Raw genomic sequence first — 26,147 nt, 5'->3', positions numbered from 1 at the left:
CGAGGTGCTCCATGGATATCATCGAAACGATTAAAGAGCAGATTGCCAACAACACCATTCTGCTTTACATGAAAGGCTCGCCGAATGCCCCGCAGTGCGGCTTCTCCGCAAAAGCTGCGCAGGCTGTGATGGCCTGTGGTGAAAAGTTCGCGTACGTGGACATCCTGCAGAACCCGGAAATTCGCGCCAACCTGCCGAAGTACGCCAACTGGCCGACTTTCCCGCAACTGTGGGTCGGCGGTGAACTGGTCGGCGGCAGCGACATCATGACCGAGATGGCTGCAGACGGTTCGCTGCAAAGCACCATCAAGGCGGCTGTCGAAGCGGCAGCGGCGAACAAGTCCGAGGCCTGATCAGGCTTTATGTGGGAGCGAGCTTGCTCGCGAGAGCAGTCTCTCAGTTTGCTGTGATGGTGACTGACACGACGTCTTCGCGAGCAAGCCCGCTCCCACATTGGTTTCATGCGACTTCTGCGATCTTTTGATCTTCGGCCAGCAAAAAGCCCCGCACCTCGAAAGAGGGCGGGGCTTTTTGTTGGTTATACGAGTTGACTGAGTATTAAGGCTGAAATCGATAAAGATCGCAGTCTCGTTTCACTCGACAGCTCCTACTCTTCGCCCATCTGCGATTGCAGATAGTTTTCCAGGCCGATCTTGTCGATCAGGCCGAGCTGGGTTTCCAGCCAGTCGATGTGTTCTTCTTCCGATTCGAGAATGTCTTCGAGCAGTTCACGGCTGCCAAAGTCGGCAACGGTCTCGCAATGAGCGATGGCGGCTTTCAGATCAGCGTGACCGGTCTTTTCGATGCGCAGGTCGCACTCGAGCATTTCGCGGGTGTGCTCGCCGATGTGCAGCTTGCCCAGGTCCTGCACGTTCGGCAGGCCTTCAAGGAACAGGATGCGCTTGATCAGCTTGTCCGCGTGTTTCATCTCGTCGATGGATTCTTTGTATTCGTGCTTGCCGAGCTTGTTCAGACCCCAATCTTCGTACATGCGCGCATGCAGAAAGTACTGATTGATCGCGACCAGCTCATTGGCGAGGATCTTGTTGAGATGCTGGATGACTGTAATGTCGCCTTTCATGATCGGAGTCCTGCCCTGTATTAACTGTATATAAGGCGGAGTTTGAGCTTGGCAGTTATAAGTGTCAAACCTAAGTTATTGAATAATAAATGAAAATTAATCGGAATAAGAATGTTTGTGTTCCGCGTCTGGACGCTAAGCAATTGATTTTCAGGCATAAAAAAACCGGACGCGAAGTCCGGTTCTTTGAAATGGGGGCATCAAGCGGCAGTAAATTCTACCGGGTAGGGGATCGCGGCCTGGGCGGTTTGCAGCTTGGTCAGGGTTTCGCGAACCACTTCCTTGGCAAGGCAGGCGCATTTGCCGCACTGGCTGGCGACGCCGGTGGCCTGGCGAACTTCTTTGTAGCTGCAGCAACCTTCATAGATCGCTTCGCGGATCTGTCCGTCGGTGACGCCAGTGCAGAGGCAAACATACATAAGTAAGAACCGTCGCTGGTTGTGACTCAATTGCGATGGATCTTAATGTTAACGAGAATGATTGTCAAAGTGCTTTCGGAACGCTTCGCAGCCAATTTCCCAGCGACTGACGAACGGTATTTTCCAAATGCTCGTCTGACCCCATCAATACGCAGTGGACAACCGAACAGGGAAAATCCGTTAAGGACAGGCCAAACACGCAGTGTATGATGGTCGTCCCTTGCGAAGAGGGTTCGTGTCACAGGGCTGTCGCCTGAGGGTGACAGGCTGGCCCGGACCCTGAACTTCAAGTTTTTACACCAGGAGATATCAATGAGCGTACTCGTAGGCAAACAAGCCCCAGACTTCACCGTCCCGGCCGTACTCGGCAATGGCGAGATCGTTGACAGCTTCACCCTGTCCTCGGCCATCAAAGGCAAATACGGCCTGGTGTTCTTCTACCCGCTGGACTTCACCTTCGTCTGCCCGTCCGAGCTGATCGCTCTGGACAACCGCATGGCTGACTTCAAGGCACGCAACGTTGAAGTGATCGCTGTGTCGATCGACTCGCATTTCACCCACAACGCCTGGCGCAACACCCCGGTCAACAATGGCGGCATCGGCCAGGTGAAATACACCATGGCTGCCGACATGAAGCACGACATCGCCAAGGCGTACGACGTTGAATCCGAAGGCGGCGTGGCTTTCCGTGGCGCGTTCCTGATCGACGACAAAGGCGTGGTTCGCTCGCAGATCATCAACGACCTGCCGCTGGGCCGTAACATGGAAGAGCTGATCCGTCTGGTCGACGCACTGCAATTCCACGAAGAGCATGGCGAAGTCTGCCCGGCCAACTGGAAGAAAGGCGACAAAGGCATGAACGCTTCGCCAGAAGGCGTTGCGGCTTACCTGACCGAGAACGCTGCAGCCCTGTAAGGCGCAACGTCGAGGTACAAAAAAACCGGCCCACGTGGCCGGTTTTTTCATGCGCAGGATTTGCTCGCCAAGGATCAGTCGTCGAAGTCTTCCCAGCCGCCCATCTGCTTCCAGCGATTGACGATGCCGCAGAACAGCTCAGCGGTCTTTTCGGTGTCGTAACGCGCCGAGTGCGCTTCACGACCGTCGAAATCGATGCCGGCGGCCTGACAGGCTTTCGCCAGCACGGTCTGACCGTACGCCAGACCGGCCAGCGTCGCGGTGTCGAAGCTGGAGAACGGGTGGAACGGGTTGCGCTTCATGTCCAGCCGCGCGACGGCTGCGTTGAGGAAACCCAGGTCGAAACTGCTGTTGTGCCCGACCAGAATCGCCCGTTTGCAGCCGTTGGCTTTCAGCGCCTTGCGGATGCCACGGAAGATGTCGGTCAGCGCGGTTTCTTCGCTGACGGCCATGCGCAGCGGGTGATCGAGCTTGATCCCGGTGAACTCCAGCGCTGCCGCTTCAACGTTGGCACCTTCGAATGGCTCGACGCGGAAGAAGTAGGTGTGATCCGGGTAGACGAAACCCTTTTCATCCATGGCGATGGTGGTCGCGGCAATCTCCAGCAGGGCGTCGGTGGCCGCGTTGAAGCCACCGGTTTCTACGTCGACGACAACCGGCAGGTAGCCGCGAAAACGTGCTGCCATCGGATGCCGGGAACCGCCGCCGCCATTTTGACCGTCCAGTTCGTCGTCGAAATGCTCTTCACTCACGCGTGTTCCTCCAGCAGGCGCCAGCGCAGTTTTTCACCGGCGCGCAGCGGGATAACGGTCAGCTCGCCAAATGGCAGACTGGTCGGGGCGGTCCATTCTTCACGGACCAGGGTGATGCGATCGGTGTTAGCCGGCAGGCCGTAGAAACGCGGGCCATTGAGGCTGGCGAAGGCTTCGAGCTTGTCCAGCGCGTTACGCTGTTCGAACGCTTCGGCATACATCTCGATGGCCGCGTAAGCGGTGTAGCAACCGGCGCAACCGCAGGCGGCTTCCTTGGCGTGCTGGGCGTGAGGCGCCGAGTCGGTGCCGAGGAAGAATTTGGCGCTGCCACTGGTAGCGGCATCGAGCAACGCTTCCTGATGGGTGTTGCGCTTGAGGATCGGCAGGCAATAGAAGTGCGGCCGAATCCCGCCGACCAGCATGTGGTTGCGGTTGTACAGCAGGTGATGCGCAGTGATGGTCGCGCCGACGTTGGCCGAAGCCTCGTTGACGAACTGCACGGCGTCGCCAGTGGTGATGTGTTCGAACACCACTTTCAGCGTCGGGAAACGCTCGACCACGCGACGCATGTGTTCATCGATGAAAATCTTTTCGCGGTCGAACACATCGACGTCGCCACGGGTAACTTCACCGTGGATCAACAGCGGCATGCCGACGTCGGCCATGGCCTCGAGCGCCGGGAAGATCTTGTCGATGCTGGTCACGCCGGAATCGGAGTTGGTGGTCGCGCCGGCCGGATACAGCTTGGCGGCGTAGACGAAACCGCTGGCCTTGGCCTGACGAATTTCTTCCGGTTGGGTGCGGTCGGTGAGGTACAGCACCATCAACGGCTCGAACTGACTGCCGGCCGGGCGGGCAGCGAGAATGCGCTGACGATAGCCGTCGGCTTCAGCGGCGTTGCGCACCGGCGGTACCAGGTTCGGCATGATGATCGCGCGCCCGAAGGTGCGGGCCACATCGGCAACGGTATTGGTCAACACGGCACCATCGCGAAGATGAATGTGCCAGTCGTCGGGACGCAGCAGGGTCAGGCGGTCGGACATGAGGGGATTCCAGGCGGGTCAAACTGAGACGAATGCTACCGGAAAAGACTCTTGCAGGCACCCGCTATCAAGTTTTGCCACAAGCGTCCGATATCCCGAAGGTATGCCGTAAACATTGTGTGAATCGGTGTTTGTGTTTCACAAGCCAATGGAGCCTCCCGTGCGCCAGCGTTATTTAGCCCTGCTCAGTGTGTTTGCCAGCCTTCCCGCGATGGCGCTGACCTACCAGACCCGTCTGGAGAACATTGAGTGGACGGTCGCCGGCGACAAGTTCGAATGCCGCCTGACGCAACCGATCACCGATTTCGGCTCGGGCGAGTTCGTGCGCAAGGCCGGTGAGCAGGCGATCTTCCGTCTGAATGCCTACAACGCCATGCTCGGCGGTGGTTCGGCGACCTTGCTCGCGGCCGCTGCGCCGTGGCAGCCAGGGCGCGGCGACATCAATTTGGGCTCGGTGCGTCTGGGCAGTGGCAATGTGTTGTTCAACAGTTCGCAATCGCAGGCCGGCGGTCTCATCAGCGGTCTGCTGGATGGCCGCAGTCCGGTTGTGCGCCGTGCGTCTGGCGACGGCCGGGTTTCCGAAGTTCGCCTATTGCCGGTCAAGTTCAGCAAGGCGTTCAACGACTATCAATCCTGTGTCGCGAAATTGCTGCCGCAGAATTTCGACCAGATCAAGCAGTCGCAGGTAGGTTTCCCGGGGGAGGGCGTTGATCTTGACCCGGCCGCCAAGGCCAAGCTGCAGGTGATGCTCGACTACATGAAGGCCGATCCGACGGTGAACCACATCGAGCTCGACGGCTATTCCGACAACAGCGGCAATCGCCTTACCAACCGCGAACTGTCGCGGCGCCGGGCGCTGGCGGTGGTCGATTTCTTCAAGGCCAATGGCATCCAGGAATCGCAGATCACCGTGCGCTTCCACGGCGAGCAATATCCGATCGTGCCGAACACCAGCAAGGCCAACCGTGCGAAGAATCGTCGGGTCAACGTGAAATTGTCGCGTGTGGCACCGACCACAGCCCCTGCGCCAGCACCGCAAGCGAGTACGCCAGCCACCGCCGCAACGACTTCCTGACTCGCCGGTCATCGTCGCGCTCTCGACAGATTCTGTCGCTTTGTCGTCTTAAGCTGTCGCGCCTCTGTAAATTATCGCGTTTGAGCGGTAGACTCCCCGGCTTTCCGTAGAACCCCGTGGAGTGATGGCATGGCGGACGTAAACAAGGTCGTTCTGGCGTATTCCGGCGGCCTGGACACTTCGGTGATCCTCAAGTGGCTGCAGGATACTTATAACTGTGAAGTGGTGACCTTCACCGCCGATCTCGGTCAAGGCGAAGAGGTCGAACCGGCCCGCGCCAAGGCTCAGGCCATGGGCGTCAAAGAAATCTACATCGACGACCTGCGCGAAGAGTTCGTGCGTGATTTCGTGTTCCCGATGTTCCGCGCCAACACCGTTTACGAAGGCGAGTACCTGCTGGGTACTTCCATCGCCCGTCCGCTGATCGCCAAGCGTTTGATCGAAATCGCCAACGAAACCGGCGCCGACGCCATTTCCCATGGCGCCACCGGCAAGGGCAACGACCAGGTACGTTTCGAACTGGGCGCCTACGCGCTCAAGCCGGGCGTGAAAGTGATCGCCCCTTGGCGCGAGTGGGACCTGCTGTCCCGCGAGAAGCTGATGGACTACGCCGAGAAGCACGCGATCCCGATCGAGCGCCACGGCAAGAAAAAATCCCCGTACTCGATGGACGCCAACCTGCTGCACATCTCCTATGAGGGCGGTGTGCTGGAAGACACCTGGACCGAGCACGAAGAAGACATGTGGCGCTGGACCGTCTCCCCGGAGAAGGCTCCCGACACCCCGCAATACCTGGAACTGACTTACCGCAACGGCGACATCGTCGCGCTGGACGGCGTCGAGATGACTCCGGCCACCGTTCTGGCGACGCTGAACAAGATCGGCGGCGAGCACGGTATCGGTCGTCTCGACATCGTCGAAAACCGTTATGTCGGCATGAAGTCCCGTGGCTGCTACGAGACCCCGGGCGGCACCATCATGCTGCGCGCTCACCGCGCCATCGAGTCGATCACTCTGGATCGCGAAGTTGCTCACCTCAAAGACGAGCTGATGCCCAAGTACGCCAGCCTGATCTACACCGGTTACTGGTGGAGCCCTGAGCGTCTGATGCTGCAACAGATGATCGACGCTTCGCAGGTCAACGTGAACGGTGTTGTGCGCCTGAAACTGTACAAGGGCAACGTCATCGTCACCGGCCGCAAGTCCGACGATTCGCTGTTCGACGCCAACATCGCCACTTTTGAAGAAGACGGCGGTGCTTACAACCAGGCGGACGCGGCGGGCTTCATCAAGCTCAACGCGCTGCGCATGCGGATTGCTGCCAACAAGGGTCGCAAGTTGTTCTGAGCGGTTCAGATCGACGCGCAATAAAAAAGGCGGCCTGTTCAGGGCCGCCTTTTTTTTCGGAATTTTTGTGTGGTTCATCAAGCCGTTTCTCTTGTCTGCCTGTTGGCGGGTCGTCCCGTCAGCTTGTTCGCCCCAGCAAGGTGACTGTCTGCGTGCACAGGTTGTAAACGACACACAGCGTTGGGCCTGAGCTTTTCTTCGCCTGTTTGAGCTGTTGCAGCGCGGTATGTGCCGGAGAGTCCGAAACATGATTCGACAGGAAAACCAGAACACGCGGTTTTTTTTTCCCACCGCTCCGGAGAGTGTCGAGGATCGCATCGAATTCTCTGGACGCGTCAACGTCTCTGGCGTCGATAATGTTCAGTTCGCTTATCAGTGGTGACAGCTTGATCGTCTGGACCACCGGGCTGGCCTGGCTTGCCATGTCGAGCGGAGGGTCGGGCGCGTTATGGATCCTGCAGGGACGCTGAAATCCGCCCCCCGCAGTGTTGCTGGATACCACACAGCTGGTTATCTCGAAAGCGCACGGTTCATCGGTTTTACGCAACGGTTCTTTTCGTTCGCTCTCGCGTTCCGGATGTCCAGTCGCCTTGAGGAAGCTTTTGTCTTTGCCGAAATCCGAGGGTGAGTAGAGGGATCGGTGATTGAAGTTGAGCGTGATGAAAAAAAGAAATAACAAGTAAAAGGGAAAACTGATCAGAAACCACACATAGATTTCCCGATCCTTATTATCCAGAAACGGCAGCGAGACCGCCGCGGATGTTTCCGAAAGAATGGCAAATATGGCGATAACTGTCATTGGGTTGGTTATCTTGTTCTTTATCTTGAGCATGATTAAGTTCTATGTTGTGTGTTGGGTATTGACTGTTTCTATATATAGCAAAAGCGATCATTAAAGTTTCTGGGTGTTGTTTCAAGTTTTATAGACTGGCTGAGGGTGTGTCGAACTTGCGGTGCTGTCGCTTCGTAACGTCATATGTCTAATCGGCAATCAGCACGACAATTCGGGGGAAGATGGCATTACGTATGACTTCGGCGCGGCGTAGGACGCGTAGGCGTTTATCCGCAAAATCGATGCGGTCTTGAAGCAAGCAGTACGATTACGCTGGGTATGGCGGGGTCTATTTGTGGGAATTATCCTCAATACCTGTAGGGAATGTCTCTCGATGCAAGTGCGTGTAAAAGTTGCTATGCGCTACAGCAAGTGACTGGGATATCGTGCGTGTTCTAAAAATTCGAACAGCGAAAACTGGACTTGCCCATGAATAAAGTGCTGATCGTGGATGACCATCCCGTCATTCGACTTGCGGTACGTATGCTGATGGAACGGCATGGCTACGAAGTCATTGCAGAAACGGATAATGGCGTTGATGCACTACAAATTGCTCGCGAACAAATGCCGGATCTTGTCATTCTGGATATCGGGATACCCAAACTCGACGGGCTGGAAGTTATTGCGCGCCTGACGTCCACCGCCATGCCGGTCAAAGTTCTGGTGCTGACCTCCCAGGCTCCCGGACATTTTTCCATGCGCTGCATGCAGTCAGGCGCTGCGGGATATGTATGCAAACAGCAAGATCTGACCGAATTGCTGAGTGCGATCAAGGCAGTTCTATCCGGCTACAGCTATTTCCCCAATCAGGCCCTGCATACCGTGCGAACCAGTCTGGGCAATGCGAGTGAAGCGGACATGGTCGATCGTCTGTCCGGGCGGGAAATGATGGTGTTGCAGCAGCTGGCGCGCGGCAAGACCAACAAGGAAATCGCTGATGGCATGTTCTTGAGCAACAAGACCGTGAGCACTTACAAGACTCGTCTGTTGCTGAAACTCAATGCGCGGTCTCTGGTTGATCTGATCGAGTTGGCGCAGCGCAATGGCCTGGTTTGAACGATTCGACAACTGAGACCGTCATGGGCCGATCAAGCTTGGTTGTCGCAGAAAATGAAAAGCCTCCGCTTCGGGAGGCCTTCAGGTATCACAGATCAAAGTCGTAATCGGCCAATTGCCTTTGCAGTCGGCGCTCCTCAAGCAGGTTGTCGATTGTGCGACGCTTGCTGAGGTTGGTCTTCGCCACCTCAACCACCGGTTCGACCTCATCGGCCTCGACGGCAATAAAATCTTCTTCTACATCCAGTTGCTCTTTGTCGGTACTCATGAAGTCAACTCCCGGCTAAGACTGCCTTTGGCGCTCCTTATATCGACATTACTGCGGCGGGTAAAAAAGATTTTTTCAATCGATGGATACGAAAAACCGATGACGGCTCAATCGTCAGAAGTTTTATGTTTGTATTCGCACAGATCTTCGATGCGGCAGCTACCGCAGCGCGGTTTGCGCGCCAGGCAAACATAGCGGCCATGCAAAATCAGCCAGTGATGGGAGTCGAGCAGGAATTCTTTCGGTACAAACTTCATCAGTTTCATTTCAACTTCCACCACATTTTTCCCCGGCGCGATGCCGGTGCGATTGCTGACGCGAAAAATGTGCGTGTCGACGGCCATGGTCAATTGACGGAAAGCGGTATTGAGCACCACGTTCGCGGTCTTGCGTCCGACGCCGGGCAATGCTTCCAGCTCTTCCCGGGTCTGCGGAACTTCGCCGCCGTGGCGTTCAACCAGCAAACGGCAGGTTTCGATGACGTTTTTCGCCTTGCTGTTGTACAGGCCGATGGTCTTGATGTACTCGGACAGCCCTTCGACGCCCAGCGCATGAATCGCGGCGGGGGTGTTGGCGACGGGAAAGAGTCTGGCGGTGGCCTTGTTGACGCCGACATCGGTGGACTGCGCCGAAAGAATCACCGCAATCAGCAGCTCGAACGGCGAAGAGTAGGCCAGTTCGGTTTTCGGCTCGGGATTGTCTTCGTGCAGTCGGCGAAATATCTCAAGACGTTTTGCAGCATTCATGGGCGATGCGTTTCCTTGATGACAGAGTGGCGGCGTGTCCACGCCTGATGTACGGCGAGAAGCAAACCCGATAAAACCAAAGCGCCGGGAACCAGCGTAAACAGATGCAATCCCTCGGGGAATAAAACCAGACCTGGCCAATGCGTCGATAATCCTCGGCCAAGGGTGCCATGGCCGATGATTTCGCGCAGCCCGCCGATCACCAGCATGAGCGTACCGAACATCACGCAGCGTTTGAGGCACTTGGTCATCGGCGCGCGAAGGAAACCACTGCATTCGAGCGCTACGCATTGCAAGGCAATGAGCCCTATATAAACCTCCGAGGTCTGGCGCCACGGTAGAAACCAGCGTTGCGCCGAAAGATCCGCGCAACTGGTCAAGGTTGCTGCGACTACCAGGCTGGCCAGCAAAACGCTTGTGCTCGCCAAGTGATTGCGCAGCGACGCCATACACACGGCAAACAGGCCGATTACCACGCTGAGCATCAAGATCATGCCCAACGCAGCGTTCAATGTTTGGGTGGCGCCCAGTAGCGGCACCAGCATCAGTAAACTCACCGTGCGTTTCATGGGTCAGTCCTCAACAGCAGCGCCCGATGCTCATCGAAGTAACGCAGTGCGTCATGGATCGCGTTGATGGCGGCACGGGAGGTTATGGTCGCGCCAGCGATTTGATCAAACTGCCCCTGATCCTTTTTCAGCGCCCAACCGGCGTCTGTTGGTTCACTGACAGATTTACCCGTGAAATTCTGCAGCCAGGTACTCGGCCATTCACCGATGTGACCACCCAATCCCGGCGTTTCGCGCTGCTCAAGGGTTTTTACGCCCAGAAGTTTGCCATTTGCATCAATGGCAATCAGCAGTTCCAGAGTCCCCGCGTAACCTTCGCTGCGACTGCGCAACAGCACCGCCACGGTTTGCCCGGAGCGGGTCGCGCGGTAGCCGCCCGACAGCGTGCTATGGGGCCGTGCTGTGGCGGCGAGCGTCAGCGGTTGCTTCAGCGGCTGATTGTCGTAGTAATTGGCAGGAATCACATCGAGCACGTTGCGGCTGTCGAGCAAGTGCTGTTCGGCGGCAATTTGCAGTGCGCTGCTGCGCTGCAGCAGGTACGTCGCGCTGACGCCGCCGAGCGCCAGCAGCACAACCGCCATGACACTGGCTGAGCGGTTCACGCGTTCACCGCAGGCTGGCGGCTGGCGGCGAAGCGCTCCAGCGTCGGCACCAGCAGATTCATCAGCAACACCGCAAACGCGACGCCGTCCGGGTAACCACCCCAAGTGCGAATCAGATATGTGAGCAAGCCGACGCCAATGCCGAACAACAGGCGGGCGAGGGCGCTTTTCGCGCCGGACACCGGTTCTGTCACGATAAAAAATGCAGCGAGCATGGTTGCGCCGCTGAGCAGATGAAACAGCGGCGAACCATGGGAATCCGAACCCGATCCGTTCCAGCACAAGAGGCTGATGACGAACAGGCTGGCGAGCATCCCCACCGGTGCGTGCCAGGAAAAAATCCGCCGCTGCAACAGCAACAGGCCGCCGAGCAGAAACGCCAGATTCACCCATTCCACACCGCGCCCGCCGAAACGGCCGAAGGCCGAGTTGCTGGCGAACAGCTCATCGATGGTCAGGCTTTTATTGATGCGCAGACTGTCCAGTGCCGTGGCTTGCACCCAAGCGTCCGGCGCTTGAGCCGGGTCGAAAACCTGTTGCAACGCAGAGAGGAAGTCGAGGCCACGACCGGGCCAGTGCGTCATCGCTTGCGGGAACAGCACCATGCTCAGGACAAAGCCCAGCATCGCCGGATTGAAAGGGTTTTTGCCGACGCCACCATACAGGTGCTTGCCGAACAACAAGCCCGAGGCGGTCGCGATCACCGTCAGCCACCAAGGGCAATAAGCCGGTAGCGCAACGGCCAGCAACATCGCACTGACCAGCGCACTGCCATCGCGCAAGGCCGGTTGCACGCCTTGCCGACGCAGACAGGCAACGCCAGCTTCGACGAGCAAAGCGCTGGCAACCGCCAGCAACAGGTTGATCAACACGCCCCAGCCAAAAAACCAGAACATTGCCAGCAGCCCCGGCAGTGCAGCGAGCAGCACAGTATTCATCGCCTGTTGCAGGCGATCGTCCGCTGCCTCAAGGGGTGGCATGGTCTTGCACCTGGCGCTCGGCGTCAGCCACGGCTTGCTCCAGTGTTGCGATCTGCTCCGGCGCAGCCTCTGCCGCCTGAGCCTTTTTCAGCTCGGCGCGGCGCATGGCCAGTTGAATCTTCGCCCGTTTCAACTCCGCGTCGTTGCTCGGGGCAGGGGTGACGGGCATAACCGGTTGGCTGCTTTCCAGCTTTGCCAGCGCTTGCTCGGCGGCTTCGAATTGTTGCTGCAGGACGATCAGTTGCGACTGCTGCTCGAACGTCGGCGGATGGCCGAAAGCTTTCAGCGATTTATGCAACTGAGCCCGACTCATCGCCACATCGACCTTGGCCTTCTTCAGCGCCGCATCGGCGTTAGCGGCTTTTTGTGCGCGCACCCGCTCAAGTGCAGCCTGCACCGGGTCTGCGGTCGACACTTGCGGTTGTGCCGCACGCTGGGCTCGCGCCTCGCGTTCGGCCTGCTTTTGCTGTTCTTCGCGCAGCAAGCGCTGGTTGCGTCGCTCGAAACGCTGGCGCGCGTGGTCACGCTTTTCGGCGCGGGCACGCTGTTCTTCGAGATTGAATGCGAGACCACCAACCACTGGAATGGTGTCAGCAGGCAGCGGATGCATTTCAATGCAGTCGACCGGGCACGGCGCGACGCACAGATCACAACCGGTGCATTCGTCGATCAGCACGGTGTGCATCAGCTTTGCCGCGCCAACAATGGCATCAACCGGGCAGGCCTGGATGCACTTGGTGCAACCGATGCATTCGGCTTCGCGGATGAAGGCGACCTGCGGTGGTGCCGGGCCACGGCTGATGTCCAGTTCCAGCAACGGTATTTTCAACAGCTCGGCCAGGGCAGCGATGGTTTCCTCGCCGCCGGGCGGGCACTTGTTGATCGGCTCGCCGTCAACGATGCCTTGTGCATACGGTTTGCATCCGGGATGGCCGCACTTGCCGCACTGGGTCTGCGGCAGCAGGGCATCGATGCGTTGAAGCAGACTCATGTTTTGATCAATCCACTGAATCCGAGAAAAATCACTGCAATCAGTCCGGCGCTGATCAGATCGACCGGCAAGCCGCGAAAGGGCAGAGGAATATCGTTGTCGGGCGTGCGCTGGCGCAGATCACAGAATACGCTCAGCACCAGCCAGAAACCCAACCCTGCGCCAACGCTCAAGGCTGTCGCATGCAGCAGGCCTTGATCGTTTTGTGCGTTGATCAACGCCAGTCCGAGTACGCCGGCATTGCCGAGCAGCAGCGGCCACAATCCATCAAACGGCCAGTCTGGCAGCCCGCGCGCCAGCAGTTTCAGCAGCGGCGTGATCAGCAACACGCTCAGCGGCAAAAACACAAACAGGCGCAGCGCTTCAAGCTGCAACGGCACCAGCAACCCATGCCAGACCGCCTGACCAATGACGCCAACAAGCACCATCAGGCACAGCGTCGCCAATCCCAGCGCATGCACCTGGCGACGACTGCCCGCCAGCAGCGGAGCGACGCCCAGCGGCCAGTGCAACACGAAGTTGTTGAGCAGCGCAGCACTGATCAGCGTTAACACGAGTTCGGTCATGGTTCTGCCAGCGAAACGGGCGGGTGTCTCTCAAGGGTAGGCACTATCGGGCCAGATATGAAAAATCCCACCGCCATGCAGAGCACGTCGGTGGGATCGTTTTACGGCAACGTCTTACTTGATGCGCTGACCCGGCTTGGCGCCGCTGTCCGGGCTCAGCAGGTAAATCTCTTCACCGCCGGGACCGGCTGCCATCACCATGCCTTCGGAGATACCGAACTTCATTTTCCGTGGCTTGAGGTTGGCGATCATCATGGTCAGGCGACCGTCGAGCTTGGACGGGTCCGGATACGCGCTTTTGATCCCGGAGAACACGTTGCGTTGCTCGTCACCGATGTCGAGCGTCAGGCGCAGCAGCTTGTCCGCGCCTTCGACGTGTTCGGCCTTGACGATCAAGGCGACGCGCAGGTCGATGGCAGCAAAGGCGTCGAAGTCGATTTCCGGCGACAGCGGATCCTTCGCCAGTTCGCCGTTGCCCGCAGGGGCGGCGGCGCCAGTGTCGGTCTGGCTGGCGGTCAGGTCTTCTTTCGAGGCGTCGGTCATGGCTTGGACTTTTACCGGGTCGATGCGCGTCATCAACGGTTTGAATTCGTTCAACTGATGGTTGGCCAGCAACGTGGTGTGGTCATTCCAGGTCAGCGGCGCGACGTTGAGGAACGCCTCGGCATCGGCGGCCAGCAGCGGCAGCACCGGTTTGAGGAAGATCACCAACTGGCGGAACAGGTTGATGCCGGTGGCGCAGATCGCCTGGACTTCATCCTGCTTGCCTTCCTGCTTGTTCAACGACCACGGGGCCTTGTCGGCAATCCACGCGTTGGCGCGGTCAGCCAGGGCCATGGTTTCACGCATGGCGCGGGCGAAGTCGCGGGCTTCATAAGCGTCGGCAATGCTCGGCGCGGCGGCGAGGAAGGCCTCGGTCAGCTCCGGCGCGGCATTGTTGTCGACCAGCAGGCCGCCGTTACCCTTGTGGATAAATCCGGCGCAACGGCTGGCGATGTTGACCACTTTGCCGACCAGGTCGGAGTTGACCTTCTGTACGAAGTCTTCGAGGTTCAAGTCGAGGTCATCGACGCCACGGCCGAGTTTGGCCGCGTAGTAATAACGCAGGTATTCCGGCGACAGGTGATCGAGATAAGTGCGGGCCTTGATGAAGGTGCCGCGTGACTTCGACATCTTCTGGCCGTTGACGGTCAGGTAGCCGTGCACGTTGATGCCGGTCGGCTTGCGGTAGCCGGCGCCTTCGAGCATGGCTGGCCAGAACAGCGCATGGAAATTGACGATGTCCTTGCCGATGAAGTGGTACAGCTCAGCAGTGGAGTCCTTGCCCCAGAACGCATCGAAATCCAGCTCCGGCGTGCGGTTGCAGAGGTTCTTGAAGCTGGCCATGTAGCCGATCGGCGCATCCAGCCACACGTAGAAGTACTTGCCCGGTTCGCCCGGAATCTCGAAGCCGAAGTACGGCGCATCGCGGGAGATGTCCCACTGCTGCAGGCCGGCGTCCAGCCATTCGGCGATCTTGTTGGCCACGGCGTCTTGCAGGGTGCCGCTGCGTGTCCAGGCCTGGAGCATGTCCTGGAAGTCCGGCAGCTTGAAGAAGAAGTGCTGGGAATCCTTGAGCACCGGAGTGGCGCCGGAGATCGCCGACTTCGGATCCTTCAGGTCAGTCGGGGCGTAGGTCGCGCCGCATTTTTCGCAGTTGTCGCCGTACTGGTCTTCGGTGCCGCATTTCGGGCAGGTGCCCTTGATGAAGCGGTCGGCCAGGAACATTTTCTTTTCCGGGTCGAAATACTGCGTGATCGAACGCTGGGCGATGTGCCCGGCGTCACGCAGCTTGAGGTAGATCTGGCTCGACAGCTCACGGTTTTCTTCGGCGTGAGTGGAGTGGAAGTTGTCGAAATCAACCAGGAAGTCGGCAAAGTCGGCGCTGTGTTCAGCCTGCACGTTGGCGATCAGTTGTTCCGGGGTGATGCCTTCCTTTTCTGCGCGCAGCATGATCGCCGAACCGTGGGCGTCGTCGGCGCAGACATAGATGCATTGGTTGCCGCGATGCTTCTGGAAGCGCACCCACATATCGGTCTGGATGTACTCCAGCATGTGGCCAAGGTGGATCGAACCGTTGGCGTAGGGCAGGGCGCTGGTGACGAGGATCTTGCGTGGCTCGGACATGGGGCTTCGCTACTTGATGAAACGGAGGTCGGCCACTATAAAGCGCCGGGCAAGATATTTCACCCCTGCAAATCGTTGCCGGGCATGCCGTCCGGAGGACAGAAGGGGTACGATAGCCGCCATCTTTTCCAGTCTTGTTATCGGAGTTGCCCATGAGCGCCGTCACTCGCGCAGCGGTGGAAGCCGTCCTCAGCCAATACACCGACCCTTACCTGAACCAGGACCCGGTCAGCGCCGGTTGCGTGAAAAACATCGAGATCATCGGTGACCGCGTCAATGTGCAGCTGGAAATCGGCTACGCCGCCGGCCTGTTCAAGAGCGGTTGGGCGCAAATGCTGCAACTGGCTATCGAAAACCTCGAAGGTGTCACTGCGGCTAAAGTCGAGATCGCCAGCGTGATCGCCGCGCACAAGGCCCAGGCGCAGATTCCGGGGCTGGCCAACGTCAAGAACGTGGTTGCCGTAGCTTCAGGCAAGGGCGGCGTGGGCAAGTCGACCACCGCTGCCAACCTCGCGCTCGCACTGGCCCGCGAAGGCGCCAAAGTGGGGATTCTCGACGCCGATATCTACGGCCCGAGCCAGGGCATCATGTTCGGTATTCCCGAGCGTACCCGCCCGGAGGTCAAGGACCAGAAATGGTTCGTGCCGCTCAAGGCCCACGGCGTCGAAGTGATGTCGATGGCGTTCCTCACCGACGACAACACGCCGATGGTCTGGCGCGGGCCGATGGTCTCCGGCGCGCTGCTGCAACTGGTCACGCAAACCGCGTGGGGCGATCTGGATTATCTGGTCATCGACATGCCGCCAGGCACCGGCGACATTCAACTGACCCTGGCACAGAAAGTCCCGGTGGCGGGCGCGGTGATCGTCACCACGCCACAGGACCTGGCGCTGCTCGACGCACGCAAAGGCGTGGAAATGTTCCGCAAGGTCAACATTCCGGTGCTGGGCGTGGTGGAAAACATGGCCGTGCACATCTGCTCGAACTGCGGGCATGCCGAGCATCTGTTCGGTGAGGGCGGTGGCGAGAAGCTTGCCACTCAATATGGCGTGGAACTGCTGGCCTCGCTGCCGCTGTCGATGCTGATCCGCGAACAGGCCGATGGCGGCAAGCCGACCGTGATTGCCGAACCGGACAGCCAGATCGCCATGGTCTACCAGGAACTGGCCCGCCACGTCGGCGCTCGTATTGTGCTGCAGGAAGCGGCGACACCGGCGATGCCGAATATCACCATCAGCGACGATTGATCCATCAGCGGCGCTGAAAAACCTGTGGGAGCGAGCCTGCTCGCGAAAGCGGTAGATCAGACAACCAATGGGTTGAATGACACACCGCATTCGCGAGCAGGCTCGCTCCCACATTTGTTTCAGGGTGACAGTCAGATGCGCAAGCCGCCATCCATTTCCAGAATCCGTCCGGTGTAGTAGTCGTTCTCGAAGATATACGCCGCCGAATGGGCGATCTCCTCCGGCTTGCCCATGCGCTTGAGCGGTATCCCTGACGTCATCTTTTCCAGCGCTTCCGGTTTCATGCCCAAAGTCATCTCGGTTTCGATGAAGCCTGGCGCAATGCCCGCGACGCGAATGCCGTAACGCGCCAGTTCCTTCGCCCAGGTCACGGTTGCGGCTGCGACGCCAGCCTTGGCTGCGGAATAGTTGGTCTGGCCGACGTTACCCGCGCGGGAGATTGACGAAATGTTGATGATCGCGCCGTTGTTCTTCAGCTCGACCATCTTCGCCGCCACCTCACGGGTGCAGAGGAACACGCCGGTCAGGTTGACGTCGATCACCGCCTGCCACTGGGCCAGGCTCATCTTGGTCATTTCGCCGTCCTTGACCTTCAGCAGCAGACCATCGCGCAGGATTCCGGCGTTGTTGATCAGGCCGTGGATGGCACCGAAGTCTTCAGCCACTTGCGCGACCATGTGCTCGACCTGTTCTTCATTGGCGACGTTGCACAGGTAGCTGCGGGCTTCGACGCCTTTGGCTTTGCAGGCGGCCACGGCGTCGTCGAGTTTTTCCTGATTCAGATCAACCAGGGCCAGCTTGGCGCCCTTGCTGGCGAAATACTCGGCCATGGAACGGCCCAAACCCTGGCAACCGCCGGTGATAATGATTACTTTGTCGTTGAGTTGCATTCGCATGTCCCGCTGGCAGGTCTGAGTTGTTTTTGTTGTCGGCAACGCTCGATCGGCACCGGCCCGGGCCAGATTGCAGAGCAACATTTGCCCGGTGCGTGCCGGCTACTTTTCGCTGCGCGCCTGTCCGTTTTCTAGACGGAACCCATTTAAGGAGTCACAAATTGAGCGCTGAAGTGGCGAAGAATGCCCGAGAATTGCTTCTCAAGGAATACCGTGGAGTGCTGTCGACCCACTCGAAATCGATGCCCGGTTTTCCGTTCGGCTCCGTGGTGCCGTATTGCCTGGACGAGCAGGGCCGGCCGCTGATCCTGATCAGCCGCATCGCCCAGCACACGCATAACCTGCACAAAGATCCGAAGTGCTCGATGCTGGTGGGCGAGCGCGAGGCCGACGATGTGCAGGCGGTCGGGCGCCTGACGTATCTGGCCGAAGCGCAGAAGCTCGAAGACCCGGCAGCCATCGAGGCCGCCGCCGAGCGTTATTACCGCTACTTTCCGGATTCGCAGAATTATCACCAGGCCCACGATTTCGATTTCTGGGTGCTCAATCCGGTGCGCCATCGCTACATCGGCGGGTTTGGCGCGATCCACTGGATCGACGATCTGACCCTGGCCAACCCGTTCGCCGGCAAGGCGGAAATCAACATGGTCGAGCACATGAACAGCGATCACGCCAAGGCCATCGCCCATTACGTCGAGCTCGCCGGGCTGCCCAACAGCGTGCCGGCGCAACTGGCCGGGATTGACAGCGAAGGCATGCACCTGCGCATCGGTCAGGCGGTCTATTGGCTTCCCTTTGCAGCGTCATGTAATACGCCGACACAAGTGCGCGAGGCCTTGGTTTCTCTGGCTCACGCCCAGTCCTGGCCGAAAAAAGCGCAAAGTTAAGCTTGAATTCACGCAAGGGCGACGTCATCTAAGGCTTACTGCAAGGCATTTCTTGCGTTGAGGACATTTTGATGCGCCCTTTTCTGTTGCTCTTTCTGCTGTTTCCAGTGCTGGAGCTGTTCGTATTCGTCAAAGTGGCAGGGGCCATCGGGTTCTTCCCGGCCCTGCTGCTGATTATCGTCGGCTCGATGTTCGGCGTGTTCGTGCTGCGCGTCGCCGGCCTCGCCACGGCCCTGCGTGCCCGCGAAAGCCTGAACCGCGGCGAACTGCCGGCCCAGACCATGCTCGAAGGGCTGATGCTGGCCCTGGCCGGCGGTCTGCTGATCATCCCGGGCTTTATCAGCGATGTGGTTGGTCTGGTCATGCTGCTGCCGTTTACCCGACGCTTGCTGGCGAACAAGATGCGCCAGCGTGCCGAAGACCAGGCCATGCGCCAGCGCGCCTTCGCCGACGACCTGCAACCGCGTGGCGGCCCGGCCCCACGCGAGCCGCTGGGCCGTGAGCCGAATGTGATCGAAGGCGAGTTCGAACACCGCGACCACAAGTAACGTCAGCATCGACACGGCACCTTCGGGTGCCGTGCTCGTTTATGCGGCCAAATCACCGGGCGGCGTCAAAATTTTTTTTGCCCCAGCCCTTGTAATCAGCTTGTACGCCCCTATGTATCGGTCACCGAAAGGTTTCCGGTGATTACACCGGACAGACTTGCGCGGTTCGCTCGACGGACCGCAACCGGCGCAGGCCGGATTCGTTAAACCCGCCGGGACTACACCGGCCGATGAAAACCACAATTAGGAGAGATCGACAATGAAGCTTCGTCCTCTGCATGACCGCGTCGTCATCCGTCGCAGCGAAGAAGAAAAGAAAACCGCTGGCGGTATCGTCCTGCCAGGTTCGGCTGCTGAAAAGGCCAACCACGGTGTGATTCTCGCTGTAGGCCCGGGCAAAGCTCTGGAAAACGGTGAAGTGCGTGCACTGTCCGTGAAGGAAGGCGACAAGGTTGTGTTCGGTCCTTACTCCGGCAGCAACACTGTGAAAGTCGATGGCGAAGACCTGCTGGTAATGAGCGAGAACGAAATTCTCGCGGTTATCGAAGGCTGATATCCCCGTTCATTTTCCCGTTACTACAAAGTATTTAAGGAATATCGATCATGGCTGCTAAAGAAGTTAAGTTCGGCGATGCCGCCCGCTCCAAGATGCTCAAAGGCGTCAACGTTCTGGCTGACGCGGTAAAAGCGACCCTGGGCCCGAAAGGCCGTAACGTGATCCTCGAGAAGAGCTTCGGCGCTCCGACCATCACCAAGGACGGCGTTTCCGTCGCCAAAGAAATCGAACTCGAAGATCGCTTCGAAAACATGGGCGCGCAGCTGGTCAAAGACGTTGCCTCCCGTGCCAACGATGACGCTGGTGACGGTACTACCACCGCTACCGTTCTGGCTCAGTCGATCGTCAACGAAGGCCTGAAAGCCGTCGCTGCCGGCATGAACCCGATGGACCTCAAGCGCGGTATCGACAAGGCGACCATCGCCATTGTCAAAGAGCTCAAAGCCCTGTCCAAGCCATGCGCTGATTTCAAAGCCATCGCTCAGGTCGGCACCATCTCGGCCAACTCCGACAACTCCATCGGCGACATCATTGCCGAAGCCATGGAAAAAGTCGGTAAAGAAGGCGTGATCACCGTTGAAGAAGGCTCGGGCCTGGAAAACGAACTGTCGGTTGTAGAAGGCATGCAGTTCGACCGTGGCTACCTGTCGCCATACTTCGTCAACAAGCCAGACACCATGGTTGCCGAGCTCGACGGCCCGCTGATCCTGCTGGTCGACAAGAAGATCTCGAACATCCGCGAAATGCTGCCAGTGCTGGAAGCCGTTGCCAAAGCCGGCCGCCCACTGCTGATCGTGGCCGAAGACGTTGAAGGCGAAGCCCTGGCGACTCTGGTTGTGAACAACATGCGTGGCATCGTCAAAGTCGCTGCCGTCAAGGCACCGGGCTTCGGCGACCGTCGCAAGGCCATGCTGCAGGACATCGCTGTTCTGACCGGCGGTACCGTTATCTCCGAAGAGATCGGTCTGAGCCTGGAAAGCACCACCCTGGAGCACCTGGGTAACGCCAAGCGCGTGACCCTGTCCAAGGAAAACACCATCATCGTTGACGGTGCTGGCGTACAGGCTGACATCGAAGGCCGTATCGCTCAGATCCGTGCCCAGGTTGCCGAAACTTCCTCGGACTACGACCGTGAAAAACTGCAAGAGCGTCTGGCCAAGCTGTCCGGCGGCGTTGCAGTGATCAAGGTTGGCGCTGGTTCCGAAGTTGAAATGAAAGAGAAGAAAGCCCGCGTTGAAGACGCCCTGCACGCAACCCGCGCAGCCGTTGAAGAAGGCGTGGTACCTGGCGGTGGCGTGGCGCTGATCCGTGCTCTGGAAGCACTGACCGAGCTGACCGGCGACAACGCTGACCAGAACGTCGGTATCGCTGTACTGCGTCGCGCTGTTGAAGCGCCGCTGCGTCAGATCGCTGCCAACTCCGGTGACGAGCCAAGCGTTGTGGTCAACGAAGTGAAGAACGGCAAAGGTAACTTCGGTTACAACGCTGCTTCCGGCGAATACGGCGACATGATCGAAATGGGCATCCTGGACCCAACCAAGGTAACCCGTTCGGCTCTGCAAGCCGCAGCCTCGATCGGCGGTCTGATCCTGACCACCGAAGCAGCTGTTGCTGACGCACCGAAGAAAGAAGGCTCGGCTGGCGGCGGTATGCCAGACATGGGCGGCATGGGTGGCATGGGCGGCATGATGTAAGCCAGCCCTGGCCCTGTAACGCAAACCCCGCTGGCGAAAGTCAGCGGGGTTTTTTATTGCCCGAATTCTGGGGTGGGCTACAGACCGAGGTGTGGCCATCGCTGGCAAGCCAGCTCCCACAGGAATCCAAGGTCAGGCACAGAGTGTCTGAACACTTTCAGTCCCTGTGGGAGCTGGCTTGCCAGCGATGGCGTTCGATCAAGCGCTGACGGGGCGTGCTTTGACAACCGTTGCAGCCTTGCTTGCCGGGCGATACAGCACCCAGTAATAAGCCCCCAGACAAATCAGCCAGCAGAAAATAGCCGTCCACACGTTGTGCGAAAAGAAGTGCGCGCCCTGCATCATGCGGCTGATCGAGAACACCGAGCCCAGCGCAAAGGCAAACACAAACGCCTGTCGTGCGAGTCGCGGACGACGGTCGCGCAACACGAAGAACAACGCAAACAGGGTAAACCCGGTCGCCGCATGGCCACCCGGCCAGCAACGTCCCGGCTTGTCAGTAGATGGGCGATGCTCCATCAGTTTGCTGTAGGTCTCGTGGCCGCCGAACTGCTCCAGGCTCCACGGGCATTGCACGGCGGTGACGGCTTTGACTGGCGTAACAAACGAAGTCGCCAGCCCCAGCGACAGCACCAGACAGCCCAGTTCGCGCTTGAACGGTTTCAGCCGTTCGATGAAAAACGCACCGATGAAACCGAGAATGGCGAACACCGAAAAGCCGATGACCACCTGTTTCGCCCGGTCATGCAGGATGTCTTCAAGGAAATAGCTGTGGCGCCCGATGAAATCGCCGGCGACCGGGTCGTAGAACATTTGCGCCAGAACCATGTCCAGATCGGTCAGTTCCAGCAACAGCAGAATGATCGCCGCCACCGCTGGGATGCCCAGACACAGCCACCAGTTCAGTGGCCTCGAAGCGGGAAGGGCAGAGGTCGACACCATGGGCAGATTCCTTGGTCGATGAAAAGAAAGGGAGAGCGCAATCGCGCGGAGTCTGCGCGCGCAGGCGTCGGCGATTTGTTAACCGAAAGTGAAAAAATCGTCGCAGCGCGCACGGCGCAGATTTATCGAAAAACGCCCCTAGCCCTGAGCCACACTTGGCCGTAAGCTGCGCGGGCCAAGACGGCCGTTACCCCGTTCGGAGGAGATGTCCATGCGAATTCTGCTGGTCGAAGACAACCGTGACATCCTGGCCAATCTGGCCGATTACCTGGGCATGAAAGGCTATACCGTCGATTGCGCCCAGGATGGTCTGTCCGGTCTGCATCTGGCGGCGACCGAGCATTACGACCTGATCGTGCTCGACATCATGTTGCCTGGCATCGACGGCTACACCTTGTGCAAACGCCTGCGTGAAGACGCCCGGCGTGACACGCCGGTGATCATGCTCACCGCCCGTGATCAACTCGACGACCGCCTGCAGGGCTTCAAGTCCGGCGCCGACGATTACCTGATCAAACCGTTCGCTTTGTCCGAACTGGCCGCGCGCGTCGAAGCGGTCATGCGCCGTGCCCAGGGCGGCGGCCGCCGTGCGTTGCAGGTCGGCGACCTGAGTTACGACCTCGATACTCTGGAAGTCACCCGCGAAGGCAAGTTGCTCAAGCTCAACCCGGTCGGCCTCAAGCTGCTCGCGGTGTTGATGCAGAAGAGCCCGCACGTGCTGCGCCGGGAGATTCTCGAAGAAGCACTGTGGGGCGACGACTGCCCCGACAGCGACAGCCTGCGCAGCCATGTTCACCAGTTGCGCCAGGTGATCGACAAGCCATTCGCCAAGCCACTGCTGCATACCGTGCACGGTGTCGGTTATCGCTTGGCTGAGGGGCGAGATGGAGTTTAAGCAGAGTCTTTCCCAGCGGATCATCATCGCCTTTGCGCTGATGAGTGCGCTGGTGGCCGGCGCCTTCGCCATGGGCATCGTCGCCACGGTGCACCTGGTGGAGGAGAAGCTGATTTCCGCAGGGCTGGGCGGCGACCTGCAGCGTTTGCTGTTGATGGACAACGTCTCCGACTGGAGCCATCGCCCCGAGCCTGACCAGCTGTTCTATTTCAGCGGTGGGCCGGGAGACTTCGAACTGCCCAAGGATCTGCGTCACCTCGATGCCGGTTTCCATGAAGTGTTTCGCGAGCAGCTGTCCTATCACGCCATGGTTGAAGTGGTAGATGGCCGGCGTTATGTCTTGCTGCAGGATCAAAGCGATTTCGAAGAGCGCGAGCGCGTGCTGTTTGCCGTGGTGCTGGTGGGCTTCGTGCTCAGTCTGGCGCTGGCGGTGTTTCTTGGCTGGGTGCTCGCGCGCAAAGTGATGGCGCCGGTGGTTCGCCTGGCCCGGCAGGTTCGCCATCGCGACCAGTTGCTCGGCTTGGCGCCACCCCTGGCGCCGGATTACGCGGCGGATGAAGTCGGTGAACTGGCGGTGGCATTCGACGCCACGCTGGGGCGTCTGCGTCAGGCGCTGACCCGCGAAAGGCTGTTCACCAGCGACGTCAGCCACGAGTTGCGCACGCCGCTGATGGTCTTGGCCAGTTCCTGCGAATTGCTGCTGGAAAACCCCGGGATCGATCAACGTGGCCGCGCCCAGGTCCAGCGCATTGCCCGGGCCAGCGAAGAGATGCGCGAACTGGTGCAGACCTTCCTGATGCTGGCGCGCGCGCAGAACGAAGAAGCCGGGGCGGCGCCGCAGCAGAACCTGACGCAAGTAGCCGACAGCCTGCTGTGCCTGTGGCGCGAACCGATCGAGCGCAAGGGCCTGACGCTGTTGTTCGAGGCGGGTAACCCACCTGACACGCGTTTCAATGCGACCTTGCTGAACGCGGTGATGGGCAACTTGCTGCGCAATGCTCTGCATTACACCGAGCAGGGCTTCATTCGCCTGACCCTCACTGCCAACGGATTTGTCGTCGAGGATTCGGGGGTGGGTATTCCCGAGGAGAAACGCGAGGCGATGTTCGAGCCCTTTGTGCGCGGCAGCGAGAAACGTGGCGAGGGTCTCGGCCTCGGTTTATCGCTGGTGCAGCGCATCTGCGAAAATCAGGGGTGGACGGTCAGCCTGAGCACAATGGACCCCAATGGCTGCCGATTCGAGGTAGATCTTGGCGTGAATGCCAGCAAATAGTGGCTCGAGGCTACTCCCGCCCACCTGTCTAAATCCTGTATAACGTTGTAATACTTTGCCGATTTACCTGACAGAATTTTCACAATTGGATGACCTGACGCTGACACGTCGCTGCCTAAGGTGACGTCATCAGAACTCAGGAGTCCAGATGATGGCCGGCCCGATCAAGCTCGATTTTTCCGAAAAGTACGACGACCAACACGCACAACGCTACCTGCGCAAGCACCAGGAGAGCCTTGGCCGCCGCCTGTCGCACTGGCGCGACGAGCAATTGGGGCGCAAGGCCCTGGCGTTGGCGGGGGATCCCGGACTGGTGCTGGATCTGCCCTGCGGCGCAGGGCGTTTCTGGCCGATGCTCGCGGAAAAGCCCAATCGGGTAATCATCGGTGCGGACAACTCCGAGTCGATGATCAAGACCGCGCTGCAAGGCCAGCCGGCCGATGTGGTCAAGCGCGTACAACCGCTGCACACCTCGGCGTTCGATATTGCCTTGCCGGATAACGCGGTCGATAGCATCTTCTGCATGCGTCTGCTTCACCATATCGGTGAAGCAGAGCACCGTAAGGTGATCCTGCGCGAATTCGAGCGGGTCACCCGCGACAGCGTGATTGTTTCATTGTGGGTCGATGGCAACTTCAAGGCGTGGAAGCGCAAGCGCGCCGAGCTGGACCGGCCGAATCGTGATTACCAGAATCGCTTTCTGATTCCGGCGGCGACGATCGAAAAAGAATTTGAACAGGCGGGTTTCCGCATTCAGGAACAACTGGACTTTATACCGCTCTATGCGATGTGGCGGGTTTACGTATTACGCAAGAGGTAGAGGATGGCAGTGCAAGCAGCGGTTGGAGCGGATCTCGCTTCGCAAGATGGTTTCGATTATTACTGGGCCCAGCGTGGCGAATGGGTGGAAGAACCCAACGTGCGCCGCGGTGGTGAAAGCGGGGTACAGCGCATCGTCGGCCGTGACGGCCAGTTGCTGTACGCCAAGCGCCAGACCGGGCACATCTATCGCAGCTGGTTGCACCCGTTCGGTCGCCCGACCGTATTGCGTGAACTCGATGCGCTGACCGGCGTGAGCAAACTCGGTGTGCGGGTTCCGCAGATCGTCTTTTGCGGCGCGCAACCGGATCCGCAATACAAGTGGCGCGCACTGCTCGTCACCAAATCACTCGATGGCTTTCAGGAACTGGAGCACTGGCTGGCCGCTGCTGGTGGTCGCGATCAATGTGGCGATGTGGTTTACGAGCGCGTGCTCAAGGACCTCGCCGAAAACCTCGCGCGCATGCACAAGGGCCGCTGGCAGCACAGCTGCATTTACATCAAGCACGTTTTCGTGCGCGTGACCGGTGAAGGCGAAGCGGCGCAGGTTGAAGTGGCGTTGATCGATCTGGAGAAATGCCGCCAGCGCCTGACCGCCTATCGCGCTGCGCAGCATGACATGAAGCAACTGCGTCGCCATTCGTCGTTCCGCGATGCCGACTGGAAAAAACTCGTCTACTTTTATGAGACGGCGTTTGGCAGCGCTATCAAAGGTTTATAGCGATGAAACTCGAAATTGCACGAGGTTTGTTCCTGGTCGGGGCCTTGGCAGTTGCTTCACTGGCGGTGGCTGCCTGGGAGCAGCCGCGCATGCAGGTCATAGGGGCGTCCGGGAACGACGCTCATTGTTCGGTTCCACGGGTGGCGAAAGCCTCCGTGGCGACCCAGCCCGATCATGATTTGCTGTTGTTCATGTTCGGGCTGTCCCAGGGAATGAGGCCAGCCAGTTGACACGATTCAAGCCCAAATAAAAGGCCTCGCAGTT

The 26,147-nt window shown here is 59.0% G+C and carries 30 protein-coding genes; 15 read left to right on the top strand and 15 right to left on the bottom strand.

The window, feature by feature from the left end; genetic code table 11:
* Nucleotides 1–11: 11 nt before the first annotated feature.
* The gene (gene grxD, locus ACZ0AZ_RS03055) at nucleotides 12–353 is read left to right on the top strand and encodes a Grx4 family monothiol glutaredoxin (protein WP_016773402.1); all 342 of its coding nucleotides are present in this window, start codon (nucleotides 12–14) and stop codon (nucleotides 351–353) included.
* Between the two features lie 254 nt (nucleotides 354–607).
* On the opposite strand, the gene bfr is transcribed toward grxD, so the two are convergent.
* Together bfr and ACZ0AZ_RS03045 are read right to left on the bottom strand one after the other, a co-directional pair.
* Complete coding sequence (bfr, locus tag ACZ0AZ_RS03050) at nucleotides 608–1,081, bottom strand: bacterioferritin (protein ID WP_039758367.1); 474 nt, start codon at nucleotides 1,079–1,081, stop codon at nucleotides 608–610.
* 200 nt (nucleotides 1,082–1,281) lie between these two features.
* Nucleotides 1,282–1,500 (bottom strand): bacterioferritin-associated ferredoxin, encoded by a 219-nt coding sequence (locus tag ACZ0AZ_RS03045; RefSeq protein ID WP_003227725.1) that lies wholly within the window; start codon nucleotides 1,498–1,500, stop codon nucleotides 1,282–1,284.
* A gap of 312 nt (nucleotides 1,501–1,812) precedes the next feature.
* On the opposite strand from ACZ0AZ_RS03045, the gene ACZ0AZ_RS03040 reads away from it, so the two are divergent.
* Entirely contained in the window at nucleotides 1,813–2,415 is a 603-nt protein-coding gene (locus ACZ0AZ_RS03040) for a peroxiredoxin (RefSeq protein ID WP_003227723.1), read from the top strand.
* A gap of 74 nt (nucleotides 2,416–2,489) precedes the next feature.
* Here ACZ0AZ_RS03040 and rnt read toward each other — a convergent pair whose 3' ends face one another.
* Together rnt and pyrC are read right to left on the bottom strand one after the other, a co-directional pair.
* Nucleotides 2,490–3,167, bottom strand: coding sequence for a ribonuclease T (rnt, locus tag ACZ0AZ_RS03035; protein WP_090285860.1), 678 nt, complete (start codon nucleotides 3,165–3,167; stop codon nucleotides 2,490–2,492).
* Nucleotides 3,164–4,210: a dihydroorotase gene (pyrC, locus tag ACZ0AZ_RS03030; RefSeq protein ID WP_101162158.1), complete on the bottom strand. Its 1,047-nt coding sequence runs from the start codon at nucleotides 4,208–4,210 to the stop codon at nucleotides 3,164–3,166. Before pyrC ends, rnt begins: the two co-directional genes overlap by 4 nt.
* 160 nt (nucleotides 4,211–4,370) lie before the next feature.
* Here pyrC and ACZ0AZ_RS03025 point away from each other — a divergent pair, with 160 nt between their 5' ends.
* Both ACZ0AZ_RS03025 and ACZ0AZ_RS03020 read left to right on the top strand, forming a co-directional pair.
* Nucleotides 4,371–5,285 carry a flagellar protein MotY gene (locus tag ACZ0AZ_RS03025; RefSeq protein WP_129997569.1) on the top strand — a complete coding sequence of 305 codons (915 nt, stop codon included), beginning with the start codon at nucleotides 4,371–4,373 and terminating at the stop codon, nucleotides 5,283–5,285.
* A gap of 129 nt (nucleotides 5,286–5,414) precedes the next feature.
* Nucleotides 5,415–6,632 carry an argininosuccinate synthase gene (locus tag ACZ0AZ_RS03020; RefSeq protein WP_007953201.1) on the top strand — a complete coding sequence of 406 codons (1,218 nt, stop codon included), beginning with the start codon at nucleotides 5,415–5,417 and terminating at the stop codon, nucleotides 6,630–6,632.
* 118 nt (nucleotides 6,633–6,750) lie between these two features.
* Here the strand turns inward: ACZ0AZ_RS03020 and ACZ0AZ_RS03015 are convergent, their stop codons facing one another.
* Nucleotides 6,751–7,464 carry a hypothetical protein gene (locus ACZ0AZ_RS03015; protein WP_039758351.1) on the bottom strand — a complete coding sequence of 238 codons (714 nt, stop codon included), beginning with the start codon at nucleotides 7,462–7,464 and terminating at the stop codon, nucleotides 6,751–6,753.
* 429 nt (nucleotides 7,465–7,893) lie between these two features.
* Here ACZ0AZ_RS03015 and ACZ0AZ_RS03010 point away from each other — a divergent pair, with 429 nt between their 5' ends.
* A complete protein-coding gene (locus ACZ0AZ_RS03010) occupies nucleotides 7,894–8,520 on the top strand; it encodes a response regulator transcription factor (protein ID WP_129997567.1) in 627 nt (208 codons plus the stop codon).
* Nucleotides 8,521–8,608: 88 nt separating this feature from the next.
* Here ACZ0AZ_RS03010 and ACZ0AZ_RS03005 read toward each other — a convergent pair whose 3' ends face one another.
* The 8 genes from ACZ0AZ_RS03005 to metG form a co-directional block, all read right to left on the bottom strand.
* Complete coding sequence (locus ACZ0AZ_RS03005; RefSeq protein WP_016773409.1) at nucleotides 8,609–8,788, bottom strand: PA3496 family putative envelope integrity protein; 180 nt, start codon at nucleotides 8,786–8,788, stop codon at nucleotides 8,609–8,611.
* 107 nt (nucleotides 8,789–8,895) lie between these two features.
* Nucleotides 8,896–9,534, bottom strand: a complete 639-nt coding sequence (gene nth / locus ACZ0AZ_RS03000; protein ID WP_039758344.1) for an endonuclease III — start codon at nucleotides 9,532–9,534, stop codon at nucleotides 8,896–8,898.
* Nucleotides 9,531–10,103 (bottom strand): Rnf-Nqr domain containing protein, encoded by a 573-nt coding sequence (locus ACZ0AZ_RS02995; RefSeq protein WP_129997566.1) that lies wholly within the window; start codon nucleotides 10,101–10,103, stop codon nucleotides 9,531–9,533. The genes nth and ACZ0AZ_RS02995 overlap by 4 nt, the downstream gene beginning before the upstream one ends.
* Complete coding sequence (locus ACZ0AZ_RS02990; RefSeq protein WP_463538687.1) at nucleotides 10,100–10,705, bottom strand: RnfABCDGE type electron transport complex subunit G; 606 nt, start codon at nucleotides 10,703–10,705, stop codon at nucleotides 10,100–10,102. The genes ACZ0AZ_RS02995 and ACZ0AZ_RS02990 overlap by 4 nt, the downstream gene beginning before the upstream one ends.
* Complete coding sequence (locus ACZ0AZ_RS02985; protein ID WP_463538686.1) at nucleotides 10,702–11,685, bottom strand: RnfABCDGE type electron transport complex subunit D; 984 nt, start codon at nucleotides 11,683–11,685, stop codon at nucleotides 10,702–10,704. Before ACZ0AZ_RS02985 ends, ACZ0AZ_RS02990 begins: the two co-directional genes overlap by 4 nt.
* Nucleotides 11,672–12,676, bottom strand: coding sequence for an electron transport complex subunit RsxB (gene rsxB, locus ACZ0AZ_RS02980; RefSeq protein ID WP_039758337.1), 1,005 nt, complete (start codon nucleotides 12,674–12,676; stop codon nucleotides 11,672–11,674). Before rsxB ends, ACZ0AZ_RS02985 begins: the two co-directional genes overlap by 14 nt.
* Complete coding sequence (locus tag ACZ0AZ_RS02975) at nucleotides 12,673–13,242, bottom strand: Rnf-Nqr domain containing protein (RefSeq protein ID WP_129997563.1); 570 nt, start codon at nucleotides 13,240–13,242, stop codon at nucleotides 12,673–12,675. The genes rsxB and ACZ0AZ_RS02975 overlap by 4 nt, the downstream gene beginning before the upstream one ends.
* Nucleotides 13,243–13,356: 114 nt before the next feature.
* A complete protein-coding gene (gene metG, locus ACZ0AZ_RS02970; protein WP_463570967.1) occupies nucleotides 13,357–15,408 on the bottom strand; it encodes a methionine--tRNA ligase in 2,052 nt (683 codons plus the stop codon).
* 152 nt (nucleotides 15,409–15,560) lie between these two features.
* On the opposite strand from metG, the gene apbC reads away from it, so the two are divergent.
* The gene (gene apbC, locus ACZ0AZ_RS02965; protein ID WP_039758331.1) at nucleotides 15,561–16,655 is read left to right on the top strand and encodes an iron-sulfur cluster carrier protein ApbC; all 1,095 of its coding nucleotides are present in this window, start codon (nucleotides 15,561–15,563) and stop codon (nucleotides 16,653–16,655) included.
* 131 nt (nucleotides 16,656–16,786) lie between these two features.
* On the opposite strand, the gene ACZ0AZ_RS02960 is transcribed toward apbC, so the two are convergent.
* Nucleotides 16,787–17,545 (bottom strand): SDR family oxidoreductase, encoded by a 759-nt coding sequence (locus ACZ0AZ_RS02960; protein WP_463538685.1) that lies wholly within the window; start codon nucleotides 17,543–17,545, stop codon nucleotides 16,787–16,789.
* 164 nt (nucleotides 17,546–17,709) lie between these two features.
* Here ACZ0AZ_RS02960 and ACZ0AZ_RS02955 point away from each other — a divergent pair, with 164 nt between their 5' ends.
* The 4 genes from ACZ0AZ_RS02955 to groL all read left to right on the top strand — a co-directional run bounded on the left by ACZ0AZ_RS02955 (nucleotide 17,710) and on the right by groL (nucleotide 21,233).
* Nucleotides 17,710–18,435, top strand: a complete 726-nt coding sequence (locus tag ACZ0AZ_RS02955; RefSeq protein ID WP_039758327.1) for a HugZ family pyridoxamine 5'-phosphate oxidase — start codon at nucleotides 17,710–17,712, stop codon at nucleotides 18,433–18,435.
* Between the two features lie 71 nt (nucleotides 18,436–18,506).
* On the top strand, nucleotides 18,507–18,983 hold the full coding sequence (locus ACZ0AZ_RS02950; RefSeq protein ID WP_463538684.1) for an FxsA family protein: 477 nt from the start codon (nucleotides 18,507–18,509) through the stop codon (nucleotides 18,981–18,983).
* 259 nt (nucleotides 18,984–19,242) lie between these two features.
* Nucleotides 19,243–19,536: a co-chaperone GroES gene (locus tag ACZ0AZ_RS02945; RefSeq protein ID WP_007916610.1), complete on the top strand. Its 294-nt coding sequence runs from the start codon at nucleotides 19,243–19,245 to the stop codon at nucleotides 19,534–19,536.
* A 50-nt stretch (nucleotides 19,537–19,586) separates the two neighbouring features.
* A complete protein-coding gene (gene groL, locus ACZ0AZ_RS02940; RefSeq protein ID WP_090285825.1) occupies nucleotides 19,587–21,233 on the top strand; it encodes a chaperonin GroEL in 1,647 nt (548 codons plus the stop codon).
* Between the two features lie 198 nt (nucleotides 21,234–21,431).
* Here groL and ACZ0AZ_RS02935 read toward each other — a convergent pair whose 3' ends face one another.
* Nucleotides 21,432–22,175 (bottom strand): phosphatase PAP2 family protein, encoded by a 744-nt coding sequence (locus ACZ0AZ_RS02935; protein WP_463538683.1) that lies wholly within the window; start codon nucleotides 22,173–22,175, stop codon nucleotides 21,432–21,434.
* A 211-nt stretch (nucleotides 22,176–22,386) separates the two neighbouring features.
* On the opposite strand from ACZ0AZ_RS02935, the gene colR reads away from it, so the two are divergent.
* The 5 genes from colR to ACZ0AZ_RS02910 all read left to right on the top strand — a co-directional run bounded on the left by colR (nucleotide 22,387) and on the right by ACZ0AZ_RS02910 (nucleotide 26,113).
* Nucleotides 22,387–23,070: a two-component system response regulator ColR gene (gene colR, locus ACZ0AZ_RS02930; RefSeq protein ID WP_016773421.1), complete on the top strand. Its 684-nt coding sequence runs from the start codon at nucleotides 22,387–22,389 to the stop codon at nucleotides 23,068–23,070.
* On the top strand, nucleotides 23,060–24,343 hold the full coding sequence (locus tag ACZ0AZ_RS02925) for a sensor histidine kinase (protein WP_129997558.1): 1,284 nt from the start codon (nucleotides 23,060–23,062) through the stop codon (nucleotides 24,341–24,343). Before colR ends, ACZ0AZ_RS02925 begins: the two co-directional genes overlap by 11 nt.
* Nucleotides 24,344–24,494: 151 nt before the next feature.
* The gene (locus ACZ0AZ_RS02920) at nucleotides 24,495–25,163 is read left to right on the top strand and encodes a class I SAM-dependent methyltransferase (protein WP_039758514.1); all 669 of its coding nucleotides are present in this window, start codon (nucleotides 24,495–24,497) and stop codon (nucleotides 25,161–25,163) included.
* Between the two features lie 3 nt (nucleotides 25,164–25,166).
* The gene (locus ACZ0AZ_RS02915) at nucleotides 25,167–25,883 is read left to right on the top strand and encodes a lipopolysaccharide kinase InaA family protein (protein WP_039758312.1); all 717 of its coding nucleotides are present in this window, start codon (nucleotides 25,167–25,169) and stop codon (nucleotides 25,881–25,883) included.
* A gap of 2 nt (nucleotides 25,884–25,885) precedes the next feature.
* Nucleotides 25,886–26,113 carry a hypothetical protein gene (locus ACZ0AZ_RS02910; RefSeq protein WP_016773424.1) on the top strand — a complete coding sequence of 76 codons (228 nt, stop codon included), beginning with the start codon at nucleotides 25,886–25,888 and terminating at the stop codon, nucleotides 26,111–26,113.
* Nucleotides 26,114–26,147 lie beyond the last annotated feature (34 nt).

Source organism: Pseudomonas sp. AC239, assembly GCF_979258545.1.
Note: the sequence above shows the minus strand (reverse complement) of the source record. Positions and strands in the feature narration are given on the sequence as shown.

Bases quoted from the DNA above. Each gene is read 5' to 3' on its own strand.
- grxD (WP_016773402.1), top strand. From the start codon at position 12: ATGGATATCATCGAAACGATTAAAGAGCAGATTGCCAACAACACCATT.
- bfr (WP_039758367.1), bottom strand. From the start codon at position 1,081: ATGAAAGGCGACATTACAGTCATCCAGCATCTCAACAAGATCCTCGCC.
- ACZ0AZ_RS03045 (WP_003227725.1), bottom strand. From the start codon at position 1,500: ATGTATGTTTGCCTCTGCACTGGCGTCACCGACGGACAGATCCGCGAA.
- ACZ0AZ_RS03040 (WP_003227723.1), top strand. From the start codon at position 1,813: ATGAGCGTACTCGTAGGCAAACAAGCCCCAGACTTCACCGTCCCGGCC.
- pyrC (WP_101162158.1), bottom strand. From the start codon at position 4,210: ATGTCCGACCGCCTGACCCTGCTGCGTCCCGACGACTGGCACATTCAT.
- ACZ0AZ_RS03020 (WP_007953201.1), top strand. From the start codon at position 5,415: ATGGCGGACGTAAACAAGGTCGTTCTGGCGTATTCCGGCGGCCTGGAC.
- ACZ0AZ_RS03015 (WP_039758351.1), bottom strand. From the start codon at position 7,464: ATGCTCAAGATAAAGAACAAGATAACCAACCCAATGACAGTTATCGCC.
- ACZ0AZ_RS03010 (WP_129997567.1), top strand. From the start codon at position 7,894: ATGAATAAAGTGCTGATCGTGGATGACCATCCCGTCATTCGACTTGCG.
- ACZ0AZ_RS03005 (WP_016773409.1), bottom strand. From the start codon at position 8,788: ATGAGTACCGACAAAGAGCAACTGGATGTAGAAGAAGATTTTATTGCC.
- nth (WP_039758344.1), bottom strand. From the start codon at position 9,534: ATGAATGCTGCAAAACGTCTTGAGATATTTCGCCGACTGCACGAAGAC.
- ACZ0AZ_RS02995 (WP_129997566.1), bottom strand. From the start codon at position 10,103: ATGAAACGCACGGTGAGTTTACTGATGCTGGTGCCGCTACTGGGCGCC.
- ACZ0AZ_RS02985 (WP_463538686.1), bottom strand. From the start codon at position 11,685: ATGCCACCCCTTGAGGCAGCGGACGATCGCCTGCAACAGGCGATGAAT.
- rsxB (WP_039758337.1), bottom strand. From the start codon at position 12,676: ATGAGTCTGCTTCAACGCATCGATGCCCTGCTGCCGCAGACCCAGTGC.
- ACZ0AZ_RS02975 (WP_129997563.1), bottom strand. From the start codon at position 13,242: ATGACCGAACTCGTGTTAACGCTGATCAGTGCTGCGCTGCTCAACAAC.
- metG (WP_463570967.1), bottom strand. From the start codon at position 15,408: ATGTCCGAGCCACGCAAGATCCTCGTCACCAGCGCCCTGCCCTACGCC.
- apbC (WP_039758331.1), top strand. From the start codon at position 15,561: ATGAGCGCCGTCACTCGCGCAGCGGTGGAAGCCGTCCTCAGCCAATAC.
- ACZ0AZ_RS02960 (WP_463538685.1), bottom strand. From the start codon at position 17,545: ATGCAACTCAACGACAAAGTAATCATTATCACCGGCGGTTGCCAGGGT.
- ACZ0AZ_RS02950 (WP_463538684.1), top strand. From the start codon at position 18,507: ATGCGCCCTTTTCTGTTGCTCTTTCTGCTGTTTCCAGTGCTGGAGCTG.
- ACZ0AZ_RS02945 (WP_007916610.1), top strand. From the start codon at position 19,243: ATGAAGCTTCGTCCTCTGCATGACCGCGTCGTCATCCGTCGCAGCGAA.
- groL (WP_090285825.1), top strand. From the start codon at position 19,587: ATGGCTGCTAAAGAAGTTAAGTTCGGCGATGCCGCCCGCTCCAAGATG.
- ACZ0AZ_RS02935 (WP_463538683.1), bottom strand. From the start codon at position 22,175: ATGGTGTCGACCTCTGCCCTTCCCGCTTCGAGGCCACTGAACTGGTGG.
- colR (WP_016773421.1), top strand. From the start codon at position 22,387: ATGCGAATTCTGCTGGTCGAAGACAACCGTGACATCCTGGCCAATCTG.
- ACZ0AZ_RS02925 (WP_129997558.1), top strand. From the start codon at position 23,060: ATGGAGTTTAAGCAGAGTCTTTCCCAGCGGATCATCATCGCCTTTGCG.
- ACZ0AZ_RS02920 (WP_039758514.1), top strand. From the start codon at position 24,495: ATGGCCGGCCCGATCAAGCTCGATTTTTCCGAAAAGTACGACGACCAA.
- ACZ0AZ_RS02915 (WP_039758312.1), top strand. From the start codon at position 25,167: ATGGCAGTGCAAGCAGCGGTTGGAGCGGATCTCGCTTCGCAAGATGGT.
- ACZ0AZ_RS02910 (WP_016773424.1), top strand. From the start codon at position 25,886: ATGAAACTCGAAATTGCACGAGGTTTGTTCCTGGTCGGGGCCTTGGCA.